Annotated in this window: 17 protein-coding genes; 4 read left to right on the top strand and 13 right to left on the bottom strand. The window is 70.5% G+C overall.

The features are described from left to right. Window positions 1–3 precede the first annotated feature (3 nt). The 3 genes from zwf to pgl are packed head-to-tail and all read left to right on the top strand — an operon-like array spanning window position 4 to window position 3,400. Window positions 4–1,527 carry a glucose-6-phosphate dehydrogenase gene (gene zwf, locus ACFY0P_RS18495; protein ID WP_388913622.1) on the top strand — a complete coding sequence of 508 codons (1,524 nt, stop codon included), beginning with the start codon at window positions 4–6 and terminating at the stop codon, window positions 1,525–1,527. Next, a complete protein-coding gene (opcA, locus tag ACFY0P_RS18490; protein WP_388913619.1) occupies window positions 1,524–2,621 on the top strand; it encodes a glucose-6-phosphate dehydrogenase assembly protein OpcA in 1,098 nt (365 codons plus the stop codon). Before zwf ends, opcA begins: the two co-directional genes overlap by 4 nt. After that, window positions 2,618–3,400, top strand: a complete 783-nt coding sequence (gene pgl, locus ACFY0P_RS18485) for a 6-phosphogluconolactonase (RefSeq protein WP_388913616.1) — start codon at window positions 2,618–2,620, stop codon at window positions 3,398–3,400. The genes opcA and pgl overlap by 4 nt, the downstream gene beginning before the upstream one ends. Before the next feature lie 62 nt (window positions 3,401–3,462). Here the strand turns inward: pgl and pgi are convergent, their stop codons facing one another. From pgi to uvrC, 12 genes are all read right to left on the bottom strand, one after another. After that, window positions 3,463–5,115 (bottom strand): glucose-6-phosphate isomerase, encoded by a 1,653-nt coding sequence (gene pgi / locus ACFY0P_RS18480; protein WP_388913613.1) that lies wholly within the window; start codon window positions 5,113–5,115, stop codon window positions 3,463–3,465. A gap of 71 nt (window positions 5,116–5,186) precedes the next feature. Next, window positions 5,187–6,380, bottom strand: a complete 1,194-nt coding sequence (locus ACFY0P_RS18475) for an MFS transporter (protein WP_388914161.1) — start codon at window positions 6,378–6,380, stop codon at window positions 5,187–5,189. A 197-nt stretch (window positions 6,381–6,577) separates the two neighbouring features. After that, on the bottom strand, window positions 6,578–6,913 hold the full coding sequence (locus ACFY0P_RS18470; RefSeq protein ID WP_003976875.1) for an RNA polymerase-binding protein RbpA: 336 nt from the start codon (window positions 6,911–6,913) through the stop codon (window positions 6,578–6,580). Between the two features lie 209 nt (window positions 6,914–7,122). After that, window positions 7,123–7,353, bottom strand: coding sequence for a preprotein translocase subunit SecG (gene secG / locus ACFY0P_RS18465; protein WP_388914158.1), 231 nt, complete (start codon window positions 7,351–7,353; stop codon window positions 7,123–7,125). 130 nt (window positions 7,354–7,483) lie between these two features. Then, on the bottom strand, window positions 7,484–8,239 hold the full coding sequence (gene tpiA, locus ACFY0P_RS18460; RefSeq protein WP_388914155.1) for a triose-phosphate isomerase: 756 nt from the start codon (window positions 8,237–8,239) through the stop codon (window positions 7,484–7,486). A 41-nt stretch (window positions 8,240–8,280) separates the two neighbouring features. Then, a complete protein-coding gene (locus ACFY0P_RS18455; RefSeq protein WP_388913610.1) occupies window positions 8,281–9,492 on the bottom strand; it encodes a phosphoglycerate kinase in 1,212 nt (403 codons plus the stop codon). A 151-nt stretch (window positions 9,493–9,643) separates the two neighbouring features. Next, window positions 9,644–10,654 carry a type I glyceraldehyde-3-phosphate dehydrogenase gene (gap, locus tag ACFY0P_RS18450; RefSeq protein ID WP_181806329.1) on the bottom strand — a complete coding sequence of 337 codons (1,011 nt, stop codon included), beginning with the start codon at window positions 10,652–10,654 and terminating at the stop codon, window positions 9,644–9,646. Window positions 10,655–10,928: 274 nt separating this feature from the next. Next, window positions 10,929–13,883, bottom strand: a complete 2,955-nt coding sequence (locus ACFY0P_RS18445; protein ID WP_388913607.1) for a M14 family zinc carboxypeptidase — start codon at window positions 13,881–13,883, stop codon at window positions 10,929–10,931. Window positions 13,884–14,050: 167 nt separating this feature from the next. After that, the gene (whiA, locus tag ACFY0P_RS18440; RefSeq protein ID WP_089100932.1) at window positions 14,051–15,040 is read right to left on the bottom strand and encodes a DNA-binding protein WhiA; all 990 of its coding nucleotides are present in this window, start codon (window positions 15,038–15,040) and stop codon (window positions 14,051–14,053) included. Beyond that, window positions 15,031–16,098: a uridine diphosphate-N-acetylglucosamine-binding protein YvcK gene (gene yvcK, locus ACFY0P_RS18435; protein WP_388913604.1), complete on the bottom strand. Its 1,068-nt coding sequence runs from the start codon at window positions 16,096–16,098 to the stop codon at window positions 15,031–15,033. Before yvcK ends, whiA begins: the two co-directional genes overlap by 10 nt. Further along, window positions 16,095–17,141, bottom strand: coding sequence for an RNase adapter RapZ (gene rapZ, locus ACFY0P_RS18430; protein ID WP_388913602.1), 1,047 nt, complete (start codon window positions 17,139–17,141; stop codon window positions 16,095–16,097). Before rapZ ends, yvcK begins: the two co-directional genes overlap by 4 nt. Next, on the bottom strand, window positions 17,138–19,345 hold the full coding sequence (gene uvrC, locus ACFY0P_RS18425) for an excinuclease ABC subunit UvrC (protein WP_388913600.1): 2,208 nt from the start codon (window positions 19,343–19,345) through the stop codon (window positions 17,138–17,140). Before uvrC ends, rapZ begins: the two co-directional genes overlap by 4 nt. Window positions 19,346–20,190: 845 nt before the next feature. Between uvrC and ACFY0P_RS18420 the strand changes: the two genes are divergently transcribed. Next, on the top strand, window positions 20,191–21,141 hold the full coding sequence (locus tag ACFY0P_RS18420; protein WP_388913598.1) for a hypothetical protein: 951 nt from the start codon (window positions 20,191–20,193) through the stop codon (window positions 21,139–21,141). 26 nt (window positions 21,142–21,167) lie between these two features. Here the strand turns inward: ACFY0P_RS18420 and ACFY0P_RS18415 are convergent, their stop codons facing one another. Continuing rightward, window positions 21,168–21,596, bottom strand: coding sequence for a ubiquinol-cytochrome c reductase iron-sulfur subunit (locus ACFY0P_RS18415; protein WP_388913596.1), 429 nt, complete (start codon window positions 21,594–21,596; stop codon window positions 21,168–21,170). Window positions 21,597–21,609: the final 13 nt, after the last annotated feature.

Raw genomic sequence — 21,609 nt, 5'->3', positions numbered from 1 at the left:
ATCTTGTCAAGCAGCAACCCGCTGCGTGACCCCGCCGACCGACGGCTCCCGCGTATCGCGGGGCCGTCGGGCCTGGTCATCTTCGGCGTCACGGGCGACCTCTCCCGCAAGAAGCTCATGCCCGCCGTCTACGACCTCGCCAACCGGGGTCTGCTGCCGCCGGGCTTCTCCCTGGTCGGCTTCGCCCGCCGCGAGTGGGCCAACGAGGACTTCGCCGCCGAGGTCCACGACGCCGTCAAGGAACACGCCCGCACCCCGTTCCGCGAGGAGGTCTGGCAGCAGCTCATCCAGGGGATGCGCTTCGTCCAGGGCACCTTCGACGACGACGACGCGTTCGAGCGCCTGCGCTCCACCATCGAGGAGCTGGACAAGGCGCAGGGCACGGGCGGCAACTTCGCCTTCTACCTCTCCGTACCTCCGCGCTCCTTCCCGGTGGTCATCCAGCAGCTGAAGAAGCACGGCCTGGCCGACCAGTCCGGCGGCTCCTGGCGGCGCGCGGTCATCGAGAAGCCCTTCGGCCACGACCTGAAGTCGGCCGAGGAGCTCAACAAGGTCGTGCACGAGGTGTTCGAACCGGACCAGGTGTTCCGGATCGACCACTACCTCGGCAAGGAGACCGTCCAGAACATCCTGGCGCTGCGCTTCGCCAACACCATGTACGAGCCGATCTGGAACCGGTCCTTCGTGGACCACGTGCAGATCACCATGGCCGAGGACATCGGCATCGGCGGCCGCGCGGGCTACTACGACGGCATCGGCTCGGCCCGTGACGTCATCCAGAACCACCTGCTCCAGCTCATGGCCCTCACCGCCATGGAGGAGCCGGCCTCCTTCGACGCGGACGCGCTCGCCGCGGAGAAGGAGAAGGTGCTCGGCGCCGTACGGCTGCCCAAGGACCTCGGCAGGTCGACCGTGCGCGGCCAGTACGCGGCCGGCTGGCAGGGCGGCGAGAAGGTCATCGGCTACCTCGAAGAGGACGGCATCAACCCCAAGTCGAAGACCGACACCTACGCCGCCGTGAAGCTGGGGATCGACAACCGCCGCTGGGCGGGCGTCCCCTTCTACCTGCGCACCGGCAAGCGCCTCGGCCGCCGCGTCACCGAGATCGCGGTGGTCTTCCAGCGGGCGCCGCACTCCCCCTTCGACCAGACGGCCACCGAGGAACTCGGGCAGAACGCGATCGTCATCCGCGTCCAGCCCGACGAGGGCGTCACCGTCCGCTTCGGCTCCAAGGTGCCCGGCACCTCGATGGAGATCCGGGACGTGTCGATGGACTTCGCCTACGGCGAGTCCTTCACCGAGTCCTCGCCGGAGGCGTACGAGCGGCTGATCCTGGACGTGCTGCTCGGCGACTCCAACCTCTTCCCGCGCACGGAGGAGGTCGAGCTGTCCTGGAAGATCCTCGACCCGATCGAGACGTACTGGGACACGCACGGCAGGCCCGCCCAGTACAAGTCCGGCACCTGGGGCCCCGCCGAGGCCGACGAGATGCTGGCACGAGACGGACGGAGCTGGCGCCGCCCATGAAGATAGACCTCACGGACACCACGGCCGGCAAGGTCAACAAGGCGCTGGTGGAGGGTCGCCGGGCCATCGGCACCCCTGCGGTGGGCATGGTGCTCACCCTCGTCATCGTCACCGACGAGGAGAACGCCTACGACGCCCTCAAGGCCGCCGGCGACGCCTCGCACGAGCACCCCTCGCGCACGCTGGTGGTCATCAAGCGCGTCTCCCGCTCCCCCCGCGACCGTACCGCGTCCCGCCTGGACGCCGAGGTCCGGGTGGGCGCGGACGCCGGCTCCGGCGAGACGGTGGTGCTACGGCTGTACGGCGAGGTCGCCGACCACGCCGACTCGGTCGTGCTGCCGCTGCTGCTGCCGGACGCGCCGGTCGTCGTCTGGTGGCCGGTGAACGCCCCGCTCGACCCGGCGAAGGACCCGCTGGGCGCCCTCGCCCAGCGCCGGGTCACCGACACCTACTCCTCCGAGCAGCCGGTACGGGAGCTGTCCGCCCGCGCGGACGCCTACACCCCCGGCGACACGGACCTGTCCTGGACCCGGATCACGCCCTGGCGCTCGATGCTGGCGGCCGCCCTGGACCAGGTGGTCTGCGAGGTCAAGGCCGTCGAGGTGGAGGGCGAGGAGTTCAACCCGAGCTGCGAGCTGCTGGCGATGTGGCTCGCGGACCGGCTGGACGTCCCCGTCAAGCGCTCCCTCTCGGCCGGCCCCGGCCTGACCGCGGTCCGCCTCGCCACCAGCGAGGGCGCGATCGCGCTCGACCGCGCGGACGGCTCCCTGGCCACCCTGTCCATCGACGGTCAGCCGGACCGTGCGGTGGCGCTGAAGCGGCGCGACACGGCCGAGCTGATCGCGGAGGAACTGCGCCGGCTCGACCCGGACGACACCTACGCGTCCGCGCTGCGGTTCGGCGTGGAGCGCCTGAACGCGTCGGCCTCCCCGGCCACGGAACCGGTACCGGAGACCTCGGATCCGGAGGCTTCACCCAAAGGAGAACCGGTCACCCACGCGGCAGCAGCCCCCCAGGCCGCTGCCGAGGTTCCCACGACAGAAGCGGCACCGCAGGAAAGGCCGCCGCTGAAGAAGAGGGCGAAGGCGACATGAGCACTCCCCAGCTGGTCGTGCACCGTGACAAGGAGCTGATGGCGCAGGCCGCCGCGGCCCGTCTGATCACCAAGATCGTGGACGCCCAGGCCTCCCGGGGCGAGGCGTCCGTGGTCCTCACGGGCGGCCGCAACGGCAACGGCCTGCTGACGGCCCTGGCGGCGGCCCCGGCCCGGGACGCCATCGACTGGGGCCGGCTCGACCTCTGGTGGGGCGACGAGCGCTTCCTGCCCGAGGGCGACCCGGAGCGCAACGTCACCCAGGCCCGAGACGCCCTGCTCGACCAGGTCCCGGTGGACCCGAAGCGCGTGCACGCCATGCCCGCGTCGGACGGCCCCTGGGGCGCGGACGTGGACGCGGCGGCCGAGGCCTACGCGGCGGAGCTGGCCCGCGCGGCCGGCCCCGAGAACCACGGCTCGGTGCCCACCTTCGACGTCCTGATGCTGGGCGTCGGCCCGGACACCCACGTGGCCTCGCTGTTCCCGGAGCTCCCCGCGGTCCGCGAGACGGAACGCACGGTGGTCGGCGTCCACGGCGCCCCCAAGCCGCCGCCGACCCGCGTCTCCCTCACCCTCCCCGCCATCCGCTCGGCCCGCGAGGTCTGGCTGCTTGCGGCGGGCGAGGACAAGGCCGAGGCCGTCGCCATCGCCCTCTCCGGCGCGGGCGAGATCCAGGCCCCGGCAGCGGGCGCCCAGGGCCGCCAGCGCACCCTGTGGCTGCTGGACTCGACGGCGGCCTCCCAGCTGCCGCGGTCGCTGTATCCGCCGGCTTCGGCGTGACGAAGTACTGACAGAGAACCCGTACGGCCACCACGGCTGTACGGGTTCTCTCATGACCGGGCCTACCGCCCGCGCAGCTCCCGGTACTTGGCCACCAGCGCCTTCGTCGACGCGTCCAGGCCGGGTACCTCCGCGCCCTCCGTCAGCGCGGGTTCCACGCGCTTGGCGAGGACCTTGCCGAGTTCCACGCCCCACTGGTCGAAGGAGTCGATGTTCCAGACTGCGCCCTGGGTGAACACCTTGTGCTCGTAGAGGGCGACGAGCTGGCCGAGGACCGACGGGGTGAGTTCCTTCGCGAGGATGGTCGTCGTCGGGTGGTTGCCCTTGAAGGTGCGGTGCGGGACCTGCTCCTCGGGGACGCCCTCCGCGCGGACCTCGTCGGCGGTCTTGCCGAAGGCCAGCGCCTGGGTCTGGGCGAAGAAGTTCGCCATCAGCAGGTCGTGCTGTGCCTTGAGTTCACCGCTCAGCTCGGCGACCGGCTCGGCGAAGCCGATGAAGTCCGCCGGGATCAGCTTGGTGCCCTGGTGGATCAACTGGTAGTACGCGTGCTGCCCGTTGGTGCCCGGCGTGCCCCAGACGACCGGGCCGGTCTGCCAGTCGACCTCCTTGCCGTCGCGCGCCACGTACTTGCCGTTGGACTCCATGTCGAGCTGCTGGAGGTAGGCGGTGAACTTGGACAGGTAGTGGGAGTACGGCAGCACCGCGTGCGACTGGGCGTCGTGGAAGTTGCCGTACCAGATGCCCAACAGGCCCAGGAGGAGGGGCACGTTGGACTCGGCGGGGGCGGTGCGGAAGTGCTCGTCGACCAGGTGGAAGCCGCCGAGCATCTCGCGGAAGCGGTCCGGGCCGATGGCGATCATCAGCGAGAGGCCGATCGCCGAGTCGTAGGAGTAGCGGCCGCCGACCCAGTCCCAGAACTCGAACATGTTGGCCGTGTCGATGCCGAAGTCCGAGACCTTCTCGGAGTTCGTGGAGAGGGCCACGAAGTGCTTGGCGACCGCTTCCTGACCAGCCTTCAGCTCGGTGAGGAGCCAGTTGCGGGCGGAGGTGGCGTTGGTGATCGTCTCGATGGTGGTGAACGTCTTGGAGGCGATGATGAAGAGCGTCTCCGCCGCGTCCAGGTCGCGGGTGGCCTCGTGCAGGTCGGCGCCGTCGACGTTGGAGACGAAGCGGACCGTGAGGTCGCGGTCGGTGAAGCTGCGCAGCACCTCGTAGGCCATCGCCGGGCCGAGGTCGGAGCCGCCGATGCCGACGTTGACGACGTTCCTGATGCGCTTGCCGGTGTGGCCGGTCCAGGCGCCGGAGCGGACGCGGTCGGCGAAGTCGCTCATCTTGTCCAGGACCGCGTGCACCTGCGGCACCACGTTCTCGCCGTCGACCTCGATCACCGCGTCACGCGGGGCGCGCAGGGCGGTGTGCAGCACCGCGCGGTTCTCGGTGACGTTGATCTTCTCGCCGCGGAACATGGCGTCCCGCAGCCCGAACACGTCGGTGGCGGCGGCCAGCTCGCGCAGCAGCCGCAGCGTCTCGTCGTTGACCAGGTGCTTCGAGTAGTCGATGTGGAGGTCGCCGACCTGGAGGGTGTAGCCCGCGCCGCGTCCGGGGTCGGCGTCGAACAGGTCCCGCAGATGCGTCTCGGAAAGCTCCTCCCGGTGCTTGGCGAGGGCGGTCCACTCGGGCGTCTGGTTGAGCCTGGTACGGCCGTCTGCGTTCATTCCGACTTCAGCCTTCTTCCTTGCACCTGTCCTGTTGCGTGCCTGTGCCGCTGCCGTTCCAACCTAGTTGATCAGCTCGGGGCACGGCCTGCCGTCGCGCTGTCCCGCGGCGCAACAACAGGTACGTCCGGCTGGCGCACCGGTATCAACGAGGTGACGGCCAGGCCGAAGAGGACGGCGGCCAGCAGCGCGGGCCCGTTCAGGCCGTAGGCTCTCGCGACGGCTCCGCCGAGGAGGGCGCCGACCGGCGCACCGGACGTGGAGGAGGTACGGAAGGCGGCGGCGATCCGGCCGGTCATCCACTCGGGCGCGCGTTGCTGCATCAGCGTGACCTGGTTGACGTTCCACACCATGTTCATCGCGCCGAGCAGCAGCATGCCGACGACGAGGGCGCCGAGGTGCCGGACGGTGGCGATGAGCAGCAGGGAGGACGTCTGGACGGTCCCGGCGACCAGCAGGGCCCGGACCCGGCCGGTGCGGCGGGCGATGCGCTGGGCGAGGAAACCGCCGGTGATGCTGCCGGCCGAGTACGCGGTCATGGCCGCGGCGTATCCGGCGGTACCGGCGTGCAGCCAGCGCGTGACATGCAGCACCAGGGTGGCGATCAGGGCGCCCATGCCGATGTTGCAGAGCAGGGTGGCCACGCAGGTCGCCCGCAGGGCCCGGTCCTGCCACAGGGCGCGCAGCCCCTCGCCGATCTCCGCGCGCAGGGTGCTGCCGGCCGGGCGTGGCGCCCGCTCCGGCGGCCGGGTCCGCAGCGAGGCGACCAGGGCGGCGGCCGCGAGATAGGTGCTCGCGTCGGCCGCGAAGGGCATGAACGCGCCGGCCGTCAGGAGCAGCGGCACGAACGGGGCCCCGAGCAGGCCGCCGGCGAGCTGCTGGCCGGTCATCAGCCGGGCGTTGGCTCCGCCCAGGGCGTGCCGGTCCACCAGGGAGGGCAGCAGGGCCGTGGAGGCGTTGTCGAAGAGCGTCTGCAGGGTGGTGAGCGCGAAGGCGAGCAGGAGCAGGAGGGGGATCGAGGCGTGACCGAGCGCCACGGCGAGGGCGAAGGCGGCGACGAGCACGCCTCGTACCGTGTCCACCGCCCACATCGCGCGCCGCTGGTCCACCCGGTCCGCGACGGCACCGCCGAGCAGGCCGAACAGCAGCCACGGCACATAGCCGCAGGCGGTCACCGAGGCGATGGCGAGCGGGTCGTCGGTCAGGCGCGCGGCCAGCAGAGGCAGCGCGGACGTCCGTAACGCGTCTCCGAACCGGGAGACCACGGCGGCCGTCCACAGCCGCCCGAATCCCCCGCGCCACGCGGGTGCCCCCTCGCCCACCGTCACCGCCGCCCCCTCACGATTCGCCGATACACGAACCGTAGAGGGCACCACTGACAACGGGCCGGACGTGTACCCGGCCCGGGCCGCGGAGACAGCTCCGGCCAGGCGCCTCATGGGCACCCGGCCGGTCCCAACTTCTAGATCTCGCCCCGCAGTTTGGCGAGCGCCTCGGCGAGGATCGCCTCGCCGTCCGCGTCGCTGCGCCGCTCCCGTACGTACGCGAGGTGCGTCTTGTACGGCTCGGTGCGCGGCGGGTCCGGCGGGTTGTCCCGGTCCTGACCGGCCGGGAAGCCGCAGCGCGGGCAGTCCCAGGTCTCGGGCACCTGCGCGTCGCTGGCGAAACTCGGCTGCGTCTCGTGCCCGTTGGAGCACCAGAAGGAGATGCGCAGACGGGGCGCGGACTCACCGCGCTCGGCCTCGCCCATCGGCCCCGCCCCGACCCGGCTACCTCGGATCGCGTTGCCACTTGCCACGGTCGTAACTCCCTGCGTGATGGTGCCGCGAAGCGAGTCGGCGTGTCGCTTCGTTGCGAGCGCCTCAGTCTACGTAAGGCCCAACGCGCGTCCAGTGGTGGGAGTTACCGCCCCGCACCTAGACGCAAGCCCCATGATAGGCCGCGCTCAGGTGCGCGTACCGAACATGGGGCCTTACGTACAGATTGTGCGTGTGTGCGAGTCGCGGATCAGCTGTTCGTCTTCATCACAATGCCGAGGACGATGATGCACGCGAGCCACAGCAGACCGACCACCAGGGTGATCCGGTCCAGGTTCCGCTCGGCGACCGAGGAGCCGCCGACGGAGGACTGCATACCGCCACCGAACATGTCGGAGAGGCCGCCGCCCTTGCCCTTGTGCATCAGCACCAGCAGCATCAGCAGCAGGCTGAAGACGATCAGGGCGATCGAGAACCCCAAAACCACGGCTGGACCAACTCTCTCGGATTCGGATGAACGACTGTGGTGAACCACGGGGACAAAGCGGCAAGCCACCTTGTCCCCGCAAGGGTACGACGGATCGTCCCCTGGGCCTACTCGCTCGGCCCGATCACTGATCGCGGAAGCGCACGATCTTGACGAATTCGTCCGCGTCCAGCGAGGCACCGCCGACCAGGGCGCCGTCGATGTCGGCCTGCGCCATGATCTCGGCCACGTTGCCCGCCTTGACGGAGCCGCCGTACTGGATGCGGACCTGGTCGGCCAGCTCCTGGCTGTACAGCTCGGCGAGCTTGGCGCGGATCGCGGCGCAGACCTCCTGGGCGTCCGCGGCGCCGCAGACCTTGCCGGTGCCGATGGCCCACACGGGCTCGTAGGCGATCACGACGGTCTCGGCCTGCTCGGCCGGGAGGTCCTTGAGGCCGCCCTCGACCTGGTCGAGGGTGTGGGAGACGTGGTTGCCCGCCTCGCGGACGTCCAGCTCCTCGCCGACGCACAGGATCGGGGTCAGACCGTGCTTGTAGGCCGCCTTGACCTTGGCGTTCACGATCTCGTCGGTCTCGGCGTGGTACTGGCGGCGCTCGGAGTGGCCGATGACCACGTACGTGCACTTCAGCTTGGCCAGCATGGGGCCCGAGATCTCGCCGGTGTAGGCACCGGAGTCGTGCGCCGAGAGGTCCTGGGCGCCGTACTTGATCTTGAGCTTGTCGCCGTCGACCAGGGTCTGCACGGAACGCAGGTCGGTGAAGGGCGGCAGGACGGCGACCTCGACGGCCTCGTAGTCCTTGTCGGCCAGGGCGAAGGCCAGCTTCTGGACGTGCGCGATGGCCTCGAGGTGGTTGAGGTTCATCTTCCAGTTGCCCGCCATGATCGGCGTGCGCCCGGAAGAAATAGATGCGGCCATGTGGGTCAGTCCTCCAGTGCGGCGAGGCCGGGGAGCGTCTTGCCCTCGAGGTATTCGAGGGAGGCGCCGCCACCGGTCGAGATGTGTCCGAACGCGTTCTCGTCGAAGCCGAGGATGCGCACGGCGGCTGCGGAGTCCCCGCCGCCGACGACGGTGAAGCCCTTGGACTCGACGAGGGCCTGGGCGACCGCCCGGGTGCCCGCGGCGTAGTCGGGGTGCTCGAAGACGCCCATGGGGCCGTTCCAGAAGACGGTGGCGGCGTCGGCGAGCTTCGAGGCGTACAGCTTGGCGGTCTCCGGGCCGATGTCCAGGCCCATCTGGCCGGCCGGCATGGCGTCCGCGGGGACCGTGTCGGGGTTGGTGGAAGCCTTGGCCGACAGGTCCGGGAACTCGGGGGCGACCAGGGTGTCGACGGGCAGCACGATCTCGACGCCGGTCTTCTCGGCGCGCTCGAGGTACTCGGTGACGGTCGCGAGCTGGTCCTCCTGGAGGAGGGAGCTGCCGACCTCGTAGCCCTTGGCCTTGAGGAAGGTGTACACCATGCCGCCGCCGACGAGGATGCGGTCGGCCTTGCCGAGCAGCTGGTCGATCACGGCGAGCTTGTCGGAGACCTTGGCACCGCCGAGCACGACGACGTACGGCCGCTGGACGTCCTCGGTGAGCTTCTTCAGGACGCCGACCTCGGTGGCGATCAGGTAGCCGGCGTAGTGCGGCAGCCGGGCCGGGAGGTCGTAGACGGAGGCGTGCTTGCGGTGCACGGCGCCGAAGCCGTCGCCGACGTAGACGTCCGCGAGGGCGGCGAGCCGGTCGGCGAACTCGCCGCGCTCGGTGTCGTCCTTGGCGGTCTCGCCGGCGTTGAAGCGCAGGTTCTCGATGACCGCGACCTGGCCGGGCTGGAGGCCGTTCACCGCGTCGTGGGCGGCGGGGCCGACGGTGTCCTGGGCGAACGCGACCGGGGCGTCGAGCAGTTCACCGAGCCGCTCGGCGGCCTGGAGCAGGGAGAACTTCGGGTCCGGGGCGCCCTTGGGCCGGCCCAGGTGGGAGGCGACGACCACCTTGGCGCCCGCGTCGGCCAGGGCCTTGACGGTGGGCAGGACGGCACGGATGCGGCCGTCGTCGGTGATGAGACCGTCGGCCATCGGCACGTTGAGGTCGGCGCGGACGAAGACCCGCTTGCCGTCGACCCCTTCGGTGAGGAGTTCGTCGATCGTCTTCATGGTTGGGGACTCCTACAGGAGGGCTCTTGATCGTACGAGGACTGATCGAACCGTATGCGGTCGGGTCGATCCTTACGTGCGTCAGGGCCCGGGCGGCACGACCGTGCGCTGCCCGAGCCCTGCTACCGCATCGCGGTGCCTGTTCGGCCGATCAGAGCTGTTCGCCGACGAAGACCGTGAGGTCGACGAGGCGGTTGGAGTAGCCCCACTCGTTGTCGTACCAGCCGAGGACCTTCACCGTGTTGCCCTCCTGGACCATGGTCAGGGAGGAGTCGAAGGTGCAGGACGCCGGGTCGCTGACGATGTCCGAGGAGACGATCTCGTCCTCGGTGTACGCCAGGTAGCCCTTCAGGTCGCCGTCCTCGGAGGCCTTCTTGAACGCGGCGTTGACCTCGTCCTTGGTGACCTCGCGCTGCAGCGTCACGACCAGGTCGGTGGCGGAGCCGGTCGGGACCGGGACGCGCATGGCGATGCCGTCCAGCTTGCCCTTGAGCTGCGGGAGGACCAGCGCGGTGGCCTTGGCGGCACCCGTGGTGGTCGGGATGATGTTCTCGGCGGCGGCACGCGCGCGACGCAGGTCCTTGTGCGGGAAGTCCAGGATGCGCTGGTCGTTGGTGTACGCGTGCACCGTCGTCATCAGGCCCTTGACGATGCCGAAGTTCTCGTCGAGCACCTTCGCCATCGGCGCCACACAGTTGGTGGTGCAGGAGGCGTTGGAGATGACGTGGTGGTTCGCCGGGTCGTACTTGTCCTGGTTGACGCCCATCACGATGGTGATGTCCTCGTCCTTGGCCGGAGCCGAGATGAGGACCTTCTTGGCGCCGCCGGCGATGTGCTTCTCGGCGTCGGCCTTCTTCGTGAAGATGCCGGTCGACTCGATGACGATGTCGACGCCCAGCTCGCCCCACGGGATGTCGGCGGGGTTGCGCTCGGACAGCACCTTGATGGTGTGACCGTCGACGGTGATCGTGTCGGCGGTGTGCGACACCTCGGCCTTGAGGCGGCCGAGGATCGTGTCGTACTTCAGCAGGTGCGCGGTGGTCGCGGTGTCACCCAGGTCGTTGACAGCCACGATCTCGATGTCAGCGCCCTGCTCCAGCAGCGCGCGGAAGTAGTTGCGACCGATACGACCGAAGCCGTTGATGCCTACGCGGATCGTCACGAACCGATCTCCTCGTTGGTACGCCGGCCATGCGGTGCCGGCGAGCTGTGTTTGGGATGTCCCCGACCACCCACGACCCTACCTCCCTGAGGCTCCCGTGGTGACATCCAGATGCCCCATACACGGCGAGGCGGTCCGTACCCGCCAGTAGGGGTACGGACCGCCTCGGATCGGGGGTCGTTTTGCACCGTTTTGTCAGTTGATGCCGACCTGTTTTTACCGCGCTTTCACTCGTTCGTGAGCGGGTCGGCTCACTTGTCGCATGCCCTCGGGGTCAGTTGTCGAGTGCTGTCAACGCCTTCTTCACCAGAGCGGCACGATCGGCCGCGGAACCGACCTGTTCCAGGCCGAAACCGAGCAGCACGGTGCGGTCGGTGGTGACCGCTCCGTAGGTCTTGAACAGGGCGCCGGTGCGCTCCCAGTCCTTGAGGACGGCCGGGCTGCCCGCGGGCGGTCCGGCGACGCTCCAGGCACCGAGGGAGGTCTCGAAGCCCTCGGTCTCGGTGGCCGTGCCGCCGAGCACGAGCGAGGCGTCGTCGACGAGGACGCCGTGCCCGCCGGTGCCCGGGTCGGTGATGTAGCCGATGGAGATCTCGACGGACTTCCCGGCGTAGGCGCTCAGGTCGAAGCTCACCGGCTGCCAGCCCGCCGAGCTGCCGGTGAAGCTGTTCCAGGTGCCGCTCGTGCCGCTCGCGGTGCACTGGTTGTCGGCGATGGTCAGGTAGTGCTTGAGCCACGGGTGCTCGGCGATCAGGAAGCCCGCCCCGCACTCGCTCGGCACGGTGCTGCTGGTGGCGCCGTTCTTGTCCGGCAGGGTCGTCCAGTCGTCGCTGCCCACGACGTGCGCCTCGACGACCGCGTGGTCGTAGCCGGGTTCGGTGTCCCACAGCAGCCTGGCGCTGAGGGTCGGCTGCTGGGACGCGGTGGCGCCGGTGAGGTCGATGGTGCGGGTGAGGCGCTTGTAGGCGTCGTCGGTGTGGACCGCCGCGGCCATGTACGACCCGGAGTACGGCCCGTACGGGTTGACGGTCCCGGCGAACTGGCCGGCGCCCGAGCTGGCGAACTGCGGGTACGTGTCGGGTGAGAGCTCGTCGGAGGTGACGGCGTAGGTCCCGGCCTTGTCGAGCGGATTGGCGGACGTACCGCTCAGGGCCCCGCTGAAGCCGTCCAGGGTGCCGGAGCCGTTGAAGCCGGTGGCTCCGGGCGTCGACGTACGGGAGTAGGCGCCCAGGTAGTACTGGCTGAAGTCGTTCGACGGGGTGCCGTCGGCGAGCTTGACGCTGCCGCCGGCCAGCTCGCCCGCCTCGATCAGCTTGCCGCCCTCGTTGAGGTAGGCGCGCAGCTGGAGCTGGGTGTCGTTGCCGGGGCCCGCGGTGCCCGAGTAGTGGACGACCGTCTTGAAGTGCTTCAGCACGCCCAGCGCGTCGGGTGCGCCCTGGGTGGCGACGTCCCAGACGACCGCCTTGTGCCCGGCGGCCTTCAGCGCGTCGACGTAGGTCTGCGCCTGGGTGGCCTTGGCGCCCTCCTCGGCGACCACCAGGGTGTCCGCCTTGGCCCGCGCGGCGACGGTGTACGTGAAGTGCGCGCTGGAGACCTTCTTGCCGCCCTTCGTCTCACCGGTGAACCACACCTCGACCTTGTCGCCCGGGTCGCCGTCCTTCACCTTGGCCCGGTACTCGTCGAAGTAGAGGTTGTCGGCGCCGCCGTACGTCTCGCCGCCCTTCCAGGCCTTGAGCGCCTTGTCCCGGGTGCGGCCGCCGTTGACGCGGTACCTGAGCTCCTTGTCGCGGATCGCCTTGCGGACGACGACGGAGACCTCCTGGTCGGCGCCGCGCGAGTACGACGTGGAGAACGTGGCCGGGGTGAAATCCGCGGCGCCAAGTCCGACCGAGGAGCTCGGCTGGTCGGGGTGGGCGGCGGTCTCGGCGACGGAGAGCGCGAAGGGGATGTTCTTCTCGAACTCGTCCTGGATCAGCTTCTCGTCGTCCGGGAAGTTGAAGACCGACTGGCAGTCGGCGGCGTTCCAGGCGTCGTTCGGATCGATGTTCGATGCCGTCTGGCAGGTCGACATCTCGGGGGTGAACATCGCCATGCCGTTGACGTTCGACGCGTGGCCGTCCGCCTCGCCGTTGGTGGTGTACAGCTCCGAGGAGACCTGCGAGTGGTAGCCGGGGATCGCCGGGTTGTCCGGGGTGCCGGCGAGCGCCTTGTAGAGGACGTCGTCCGGGGTCGGGGTGGCCACCTGCCAGCCGACGCCGTAGAGGAGGAGCTCGGCGGCGGAGTGGTAGTTGATGCCGTACGCGAACCCGATCCGCTTCTCGAAGGCGTCCAGCGCCTTGGTCTCGGGCTCGGACTCGGGGCTCGTGCCGCGGTAGGTCTCACTGGTGGGGTTGGGGGACGAACCCTCGTCGTCGTAGCCCCACTTGTAGCCGAAGTTGCGGTTGAGGTCGACGCCGTCGCCCGTGCCGATGACCCCGTCGCCGTTGACGTCCCGCAGGTTCTTGCGCCACAGGCGGGTGTCGGAGTTCTGGAAGGTGTAGTCGTAGCCGTCCGGGTTGGCGGACAGCACGAACCACAGTTCGGTCGAGTCGACGATCTTCTTGATGCGCTTGTCGCTGCTGTAGTTGTCCAGGTAGTAGTGCATCAGCCGGCGGGTCATCTCCGGCGTGATCCACTCGCGGGCGTGCTGGTTGGACACGTACAGCACGGAGGGCTTGGAGCCGTCCTTCGACTTCTTCGCACCCTTGGTCAGCTTGAGGGCGAGGATGTCCTGGCCGTCGACGGTCTTGCCGATGGACTCGACCTTGGTGAGACCGGGGTTGGCCTGCGCGGTCGCGAGGATCTCCTGCTCGAGCCCGCCACTGCCGCTGTACGGGCGGAACACGCCCTGCGAGGCGCCCTCGACCCGCGCCTCGGCCCTGGCCGACACCGTGTGCTCGGTGAGGTCGACGCCCTGCTTCTCCAGCTTCTTCGCCTGCTGGTCGGTCAGGTACAGCTCGACTTCCGTCTTACCTGATCCGGTGACCTGTTCGCCGAGTTCGTTGCCGTCCTGCCCGGCCTGGAGCAGGAGGGGAATCTGTTTCTTGGTGACGTCGGCGTGGAAGACCTTGACCGGGTCGGGGTCGGGTTTCGCCGGACTCCCGGTCTGCGCCTGGGCCATGGGCGCGAGTGCGGCTCCGCCGATCAGGAGCGCGCCGACAGCGAGGATCGATCTCGCTCTGTGTCTCATGAACCCCCCTAGCAGTGGTTCGCCACGGCGGCGAACTCCTGCCAGGCTCATGACACTTCATGATCCAGTCAAGGGCGACTCACGGACAGCTGACGGTGGCTTAAAAACCACGCAAATGGCGGTGCCGACGACCGTGCGGCCGTCGGCACCAGCGAGGTGACGGATCCTCAGCCTGCGAGGTTGTCGGCCAGCTCCTCGGAGAGGTTGGCCTCGGTGCCCGGGATGCCCAGATCGGACGCGCGCTTGTCGGCCATCGCGAGGAGACGGCGGATCCGGCCGGCGACGGCGTCCTTGGTGAGCGGCGGGTCGGCGAGGGCGCCCAGTTCCTCCAGGGAGGCCTGCTTGTGCTCCATGCGCAGCCGGCCGGCCGCCGCCAGGTGCTCGGGAACCTCGTCGGCGAGGATCTCCAGGGCACGCTGGACCCTGGCTCCGGCGGCCACGGCCGCGCGGGCGGAGCGGCGCAGGTTGGCGTCGTCGAAGTTGGCGAGGCGGTTCGCGGTGGCGCGGACCTCGCGGCGCATCCGGCGCTCCTCCCAGGCCAGCACCGACTCGTGCGCGCCGAGGCGGGTCAGCAGCGCGCCGATCGCGTCACCGTCACGGACGACCACCCGGTCCACCCCGCGGACCTCACGGGCCTTCGCCGCGATGGACAGCCGACGGGCCGCACCGACCAGCGCGAGCGCGGCCTCCGGGCCCGGGCAGGTCACCTCCAGGGAGGAGGAGCGGCCGGGCTCGGTCAGCGAGCCGTGCGCCAGGAAGGCACCGCGCCAGGCCGCCTCGGCGTCGCAGGTGGCCCCGGAGACGACCTGCGGTGGCAGGCCCCGGATCGGCCGGCCCCGGCCGTCCACCAGCCCGGTCTGGCGGGCCAGCTGGTCGCCGCCCGCCACCACCCGCACGACGTAACGCGAGCCGCGCCGCAGTCCGCCGGGTGCCATCACGATCAGCTCGGAGCTGTGGCCGAAGATCTCCAGGATGTCCCGCTTGAGGCGCCGGGCCGCCATCGCGGTGTCCAGCTCCGCCTCGATCACAATGCGCCCGCTCACCAGGTGGAGGCCGCCCGCGAACCGCAGGATGGCGGAGACCTCCGCCTTCCGGCAGCAGGTCCGGGTGACGGGTAGCCGGGAGATCTCGTCCTTCACCGCTGCCGTCATCGCCATGGGCCGATCCTTCCATGCATCCGAAAAATACGGTCGTACGCGGCGGCCAACAGCTCCGGGTCGTGCCGGGGTGAACCGTCGGTCCGGGCCACGGGGCTCAGCTCGACCGCGGCTCCCAGCCGTTTGGCGGCCTCGGTGAGCGAGTCGCGGTCGGGCACGGCGGCCTCGTCGGCCAGCACCACGTCCAGGGCGAGTTTAGGGGCGTGTCGCCCCAAAACCTCCAAATGACGCTGCGGTGAGAAGCCTTCGGTTTCTCCCGGCTGCGGTGCCAGGTTCAGGGAGAGCACCTTGCGGGCCTTGGTCTCGGTGAGCGCGTCCAGCAGATCGGGCACGAGCAGGTGCGGGATCACCGACGAGAACCAGGAGCCGGGGCCGAGCACCACCCAGTCCGCGTCCAGGACGGCCGCCACGGCCTCCGGCACGGCCGGCGGGTCGTGCGGCACGAGGTGCACGGACTGCACCTCACCGGGCGTGAGCGCCACGGTGGCCTGCCCCCGGACGAGGTCCACCTCCTCGGGCCGCTCCGGGTCGTGCCCCTTGACCAGGGCCTGCAGCTCCAGCGGCACGGCGGACATCGGCAGCACGCGTCCGTGCGCGCCGAGCAGCCTGCCGACCAGGTCCAGGGCCTGGACATGGTCGCCGAGCTGCTCCCACAGGGCGACGATCAGCAGGTTGCCGACCGCGTGCTCGTGCAGGTCGCCCTTGGACTGGAAGCGGTGCTGGATGACCCGGGCCCAGGTCTGGCCCCAGTCGTCGTCACCGCACAGGGCGGCGAGGGCCTTGCGAAGATCACCCGGCGGGAGCACACCCAGCTCGTCGCGCAGGCGCCCGCTGGAGCCGCCGTCGTCGGCCACCGTGACGACGGCGGTGAGGTCGCCGGTGATCCGGCGCAGGGCGGCGAGCGAGGCGGACAGGCCCATGCCGCCACCCAGGGCGACCACCTTGGGCTGGGCACCGCGGCGGCGCGGCCGGGCGCCGCGGGCCTCGACGGGACGGCCTGAGCGGGACTCCGGCACCATCCGGCGCAGCCTGCTCAGCCGTGGACTGCGCTCGGTCACTCGCGCCCCATGTCCCGGTGCACGACTACGGTCTCCACTCCCTCTGCGGACAAGCGGGCGGCGAGCTTCTCGGACACGGCGACCGAGCGGTGCTTGCCGCCCGTGCAGCCGATGGCGATCGTCACGTAGCGCTTGCCCTCCCGCCGGTACCCGGTCGCGATCAGCCGCAGCAGCTCGGCGTACCGGTCGAGGAACTCCTTGGCGCCCGGCTGGTTGAAGACGTACGCCGACACCTCCTCGTTGAGGCCGGTGTAGGGGCGCAGCTCCGGCACCCAGTGCGGGTTGGGCAGGAACCGCATGTCGGCGACCAGGTCGGCGTCGACCGGCAGGCCGTACTTGAAGCCGAACGACATCACGGTGGCCCGCAGCTCGGGCTCCTCCTCGCCGGCGAACTGGGCGTCCATCTTGGCGCGCAGCTCGTGCACGTTGAGGCTGGAGGTGTCGATCACCAGGTCGGCGTCGCCGCGCAGCTCGCGCAGCAGCTCCCGCTCGGCGGCGATGCCGTCGACGATCCGGCCGTCGCCCTGCAGCGGGTGCGGGCGGCGCACCGACTCGAAGCGGCGGACCAGGGCGTCGTCGGAGGACTCCAGGAAGACGATCCGGCGGGTGACACTCCGGCTGTCGAGGTCGGCGAGGGACTCGCGCAGGTTGTCGAAGAAACGCCGGCCGCGCACGTCGACGACGACCGCGATCCGCGCCACGTTGCCCTGGGAGCGGGCGCCCAGCTCGACCATGGTGGGGATGAGGGCCGGCGGGAGGTTGTCCACGACGAACCAGCCGAGGTCCTCCAGGCACTTCGCCGCCGTGGAACGGCCGGCTCCCGACATGCCGGAGATGATCACCAGCTCGGGAATGGCCGCCTCGGGCACCCCGGCCGCAGTGGCGTCCGTACTCACTTCTGCTCCGTTGTCCTGGACCGCTTCGGCTTGCGCTTCCTGCGGCTGATCCTGGCGCCCCGCGTCGTGCGTTCCCTCGGGCTCGCCCTGCGATTCGCTGAACGCCGGATCTCGCTGTGCTGTGGGTTGTGCGTCGCGCTCGGTCATCTCTCCTGGCCCCGTCGATCGTCCGGGGCGCCCGCGGGTACGGGCTCCCCCGAGGCGTCCGCCGTCGTCTCGGGCGCCTCGTCTTCCCTGTCATCCATGATCTCTCCGGTCGCCGTGTTCACGGCGGGTGCGGCCGGGGCCGCCTGGGCGAGGGCCACGGCGATGGTCTCGGCCGTCTTGCGGCCTATCCCGGGCACTTCCTGGATCTGTTCGATTGTGGCGGACCGCAGCTTCTTCACCGAGCCGAAATGCTTGATCAACGCCTGTTTGCGGGTCTCGCCGAGCCCCGGTACGTCGTCCAGGGGGCTGGAGCGGAAGCGCTTGGCCCGCTTGGTGCGCTGGTAGGTGATGGCGAAGCGGTGCGCCTCGTCACGGATCCGCTGGAGCAGGTAGAGGCCCTCGCTGGTGCGGGGCAGGACCACGGGGTCGTCGTCCTCGGGCAGCCAGACCTCTTCGAGGCGCTTGGCGAGGCCGCAGACGGCGATGTCGTCGATGCCGAGCTCGTCGAGCGCCCGCTTGGCGGCGGCGACCTGCGGCTGGCCGCCGTCGACGACCACGAGCTGGGGCGGGTAGGCGAACTTCTTGGGGCGGCCGTCCTCGTCCTTGAAACCGTTGACGGGGCCGGCTTCGGGGTCGGGGGCGGGGTCGGTCGTGAGGGTGCCGGACTCCGTGGCGGGGTCGGACTCCGTGGTGGGGTCGGATTCCGTGGTGGGGTCGGATTCCGTGGTGGGGTCGGATTCCGTGGTGGGGTCGGATTCCGTGCGGGCGTCCTCGGCGCCGTCCTCCGCCCACTCGCCGGTCCGCTCCTTCTCGGCGAGGTAGCGGCGGAAGCGGCGGGTGATCACCTCGTGCATGGAGCGCACGTCGTCCTGGCCGGCGAAGCCCTTGATCTGGAACCGGCGGTACTCGCCCTTGCGCTGCAGGCCGTCCTCGAAGACGACCATGGAGGCCACCACGTCGTCGCCCTGGAGGTGCGAGATGTCGTAGCACTCGATGCGCAGCGGGGCGCTGTCCAGGTCCAGGGCGTCGGCGATCTCCTCCAGCGCGCGCGAACGGGTGGTGAGGTCGGAGGCGCGCTTCGTCTTGTGCAGGGCGAGCGACTGCTGGGCGTTGCGCTGCACGGTCTCCATCAGGGCCTTCTTGTCGCCGCGCTGCGGGATGCGCAGCGAGACGTTCGACCCACGGCGGTCGGCGAGCCACTCCTGGACCGGCTCGACCGGCTCGGGCAGGGCCGGGACCAGCACCTCCTTGGGGACGGCGTCTCCGGTCTCCTCGCCGTAGAGCTGCTGGAGGGCGTGCTCGACGAGAGCCCCGGTGGTGACGTCCTCCACCTTGTCCGTCACCCAGCCGCGCTGGCCGCGCACGCGTCCCCCGCGCACGTGGAAGATCTGGACGGCCGCCTCCAGCTCGTCCTCCGCGACCGCGATGAGGTCGGCGTCGGTCGCGTCGGCGAGCACGACCGCGCTCTTCTCCATGGCCTTCTTCAGCGCCTCGATGTCGTCGCGCAGCCGAGCGGCCCGCTCGTACTCCATCTCCTCGGCGGCCTCCATCATCTGCTTTTCCAGACGGCGGAGGTAGGTGCCGGTGCGGCCGGCCATGAAGTCGCAGAACTCCTCGGCCAGTTCGCGATGCTCCTCCGGCTCGATCCGGGCGACGCAGGGGGCCGAGCACTTGCCGATGTAGCCGAGCAGACAGGGGCGTCCGGTGCGGGCGGCGTTCTTGAACACCCCGGCCGAGCAGGTGCGCACCGGGAACACGCGCAGCAGCAGGTCGACGGTGTCCCGGATCGCCCACGCGTGGCCGTACGGCCCGAAGTAGCGCACGCCCTTCTTCTTGTGACCGCGCATCACCTGGACCCGCGGGAACTCCTCGTTCATCGTCACCGCGAGGTACGGGTAGCTCTTGTCGTCGCGGTACTTCACATTGAACCGGGGGTCGTACTCCTTGATCCAGGAGTACTCCAGCTGGAGCGCCTCGACCTCCGTGGACACCACGGTCCACTCCACGGACGCCGCCGTGGTGACCATCGTCCGGGTGCGGGGGTGCAGGCTCGCCAGGTCCTGGAAGTAGTTCGCCAGGCGCTGGCGCAGGCTCTTCGCCTTTCCGACGTAGATCACCCGGCGGTGCTCGTCACGGAACCTGTACACCCCGGGAGTGTCCGGGATCTGTCCCGGCTTGGGGCGGTAGCTGGAGGGGTCGGCCATGTCTCACACCCTACTGGCGAGCACCGACACCGCGACGAGCCTGTGGACAACCGTCGGCGGGACGGGGCGGGGCGGGGGCCTACGGCTGGCCCGGTGGCTCCGGCGACCCCGGCGGCTCCGCCGGGGGCAGCGCCGACGGGACAAGGGGGCAGCAGGGGCACAGGGGGCAGCAGGCCTGCGGGAGCGCGGGACGCCCAGCCCAGTGGGCTCCAGGGGCTCGTGGCCGGTGACAGCCGCACACCGGCGGCAGCCCGCGGACCACGGACCGCGGAAGTACAGCGATGCACCATAGCCACTCGGCGCGCGGCACTCGGCGCGCGGCACTGGCCGCGCGGACTCCGTGCCTCCGGGCGAGCGACAGCTCCGTGGTCGCTCGCCCGCTGCCGCCGCCCGCCCGGAGAGCGGATCGCGGAAGGATCGCGGATCGCGGAATCGGACACCTCGGCGGCATCGCGAGCCGTTCCGGCATGCCACACTCGCGGGCCCGGTACGCGACCGGCGCCGCGCCGCTTCGCGGATCGCGACGGATCTTGCTCTGCTTCCTCCCCAAATCACCCCCTCCCCCACCGACGATCTCCAGCCTCCTGGCCGAGAGCAGCAGTCCCGCGCCCCCACGGTCCCGCCGGTGACGGGGTCACGCCCCGGCCAGGTGGGCGCTCTCGACCGGCCGAAGGTGTTGTCGGGGATTGGTCAACACGCTTCAATGCGGGGGAACTCGGGGCCGTGAGCGACGGCCTGCGGACGCGGCGTGCCCAGGTGCGGCCGCCCCGGCGCCGACGGGGTGGCCCCGAACCGCGCCAACGGCCTGACCCGCCGTTGCACCCCCCAACAGAGAGGCCCCCTGCATGCGGCACGGCACACAGCACGCGGACGTCGCGACCGCGGAACTGGACTCGGCCCTGCGCGGCGGACCCTTCCACGTGGCCCTGCGCGCCGCGATCGCCGCCCGCGGGCTGCCGCTCCAGCGCGTGCAGCACCATCTGTCCCGCTACGGCGTCAAAGTGGGCGTCACCAGCCTGAGTTACTGGCAGCAAGGTGCCCGCCGCCCGCAGCGCCCGGAGTCGCTGCGGGCCGTCCGCGCGCTGGAGGAGATCCTCGAGCTCCCGGACGAGTCCCTGATCCGGTTGCTCGCCGAGACCCCCGACCAGAGTCCCACCATGCGCCGCCCCGCCACCCGCTCCTACCGTTCCCTGATCGAGGCCTGCGACGCCCTCGACCGGATGCAGGCCGAGCTCGGCTGGTCCCTCGACGGCGGTCTGCACACCCTGGGACACCACGAGCGGGTGCGGATAGGCCCCCACCGAGAGCTGGCCGCCCGCGAGTCGCAGCACATCGTGCGCGCCCACCGGGACGGCGTCGACCGCTTCGTGGCCGTCCACCACGGCGACCCCGGCTGTGCCCCGCAGCACATGACCGTGCGCGCGCTGGAGAACTGCCGCGCGGGGCGTGTCCGTGCGGACGAGGAGACCGGTCTCCTCGTCGCCGAACTCCTCTTCGGCACGCGTCTGCGCTCCGGCGACACCTTCCTCTTCCGCTACGCCGTCGAGGACGGCACGGCCGGTGTCTCACGCGAGTACGTCCGCGGTTTCGGCTTTCCCGGCGGCCAGTACACCCTCCAGGTGCGTTTCGCCGCCGAGGCACTGCCGACACGCTGCCACCGGTTCACCCAGCACTCGGCGGCGGCACCCCGCAGTGGCCGGCAGACCCTGCCGTTCAGCGGGTTGCACCGCTCCGTCCACCTGGTCGAGCCCCGGGTACGGCCGGGCCTGCTGGGGATCGGCTGGGACTGGGATTGAACCGGCGCCGAGACCCAGCCCTCGGATCAGGCGCCGGGTCCCGCCACGATCCGGCCGTTCGATGCCTTGACCGGCAGTTCGTTCAACGGCTCGGTGGCGGGTGACCGCACCACCTTCCCGGTCACGGCGTCGAACTCACTGCCGTGGCAGGGGCAGACCAGGGTCGTGCCCTGGAGCTTGTTGATCGGGCACCCCGCGTGCGTGCAGATCGTGCTGTACGCCTTCAGCGTGCCGTCGGCGGACCGGCTGACGACCACGTTGTGCTCCCGGTAGAGCCGGGCGCCGCCCTTGTCGACCTCGCTCTCGGCTCCGAGGTCGACCGGCACGGTCGGCGTGGCCTCCGCCGTGGCCGCACCGCCGGGCGCCTTGCAGGCGGCCGCTCCCAGTCCGGCGACCGAGGTGACGGCCGCTCCGCGCAGGACGGTACGGCGACTCGCGAGGGGGCGGACGGACACGAGGGGCTCCCGG

This window comes from Streptomyces sp. NPDC001714 (genome assembly GCF_042892755.1).
Taxonomy (GTDB): Bacteria; Actinomycetota; Actinomycetes; order Streptomycetales; family Streptomycetaceae; genus Streptomyces.
This window is presented reverse-complemented; position numbering and strand designations above follow the sequence as displayed.

Excerpts from the sequence above, each read along its gene's own strand:
- opcA (WP_388913619.1), top strand. The coding sequence starts at position 1,524 with ATGAAGATAGACCTCACGGACACCACGGCCGGCAAGGTCAACAAGGCG.
- pgl (WP_388913616.1), top strand. The coding sequence starts at position 2,618 with ATGAGCACTCCCCAGCTGGTCGTGCACCGTGACAAGGAGCTGATGGCG.
- pgi (WP_388913613.1), bottom strand. The coding sequence starts at position 5,115 with ATGAACGCAGACGGCCGTACCAGGCTCAACCAGACGCCCGAGTGGACC.
- tpiA (WP_388914155.1), bottom strand. The coding sequence starts at position 8,239 with ATGGCGGGCAACTGGAAGATGAACCTCAACCACCTCGAGGCCATCGCG.
- ACFY0P_RS18455 (WP_388913610.1), bottom strand. The coding sequence starts at position 9,492 with ATGAAGACGATCGACGAACTCCTCACCGAAGGGGTCGACGGCAAGCGG.
- ACFY0P_RS18445 (WP_388913607.1), bottom strand. The coding sequence starts at position 13,883 with ATGAGACACAGAGCGAGATCGATCCTCGCTGTCGGCGCGCTCCTGATC.
- whiA (WP_089100932.1), bottom strand. The coding sequence starts at position 15,040 with ATGGCGATGACGGCAGCGGTGAAGGACGAGATCTCCCGGCTACCCGTC.
- rapZ (WP_388913602.1), bottom strand. The coding sequence starts at position 17,141 with ATGACCGAGCGCGACGCACAACCCACAGCACAGCGAGATCCGGCGTTC.
- uvrC (WP_388913600.1), bottom strand. The coding sequence starts at position 19,345 with ATGGCCGACCCCTCCAGCTACCGCCCCAAGCCGGGACAGATCCCGGAC.
- ACFY0P_RS18420 (WP_388913598.1), top strand. The coding sequence starts at position 20,191 with ATGCGGCACGGCACACAGCACGCGGACGTCGCGACCGCGGAACTGGAC.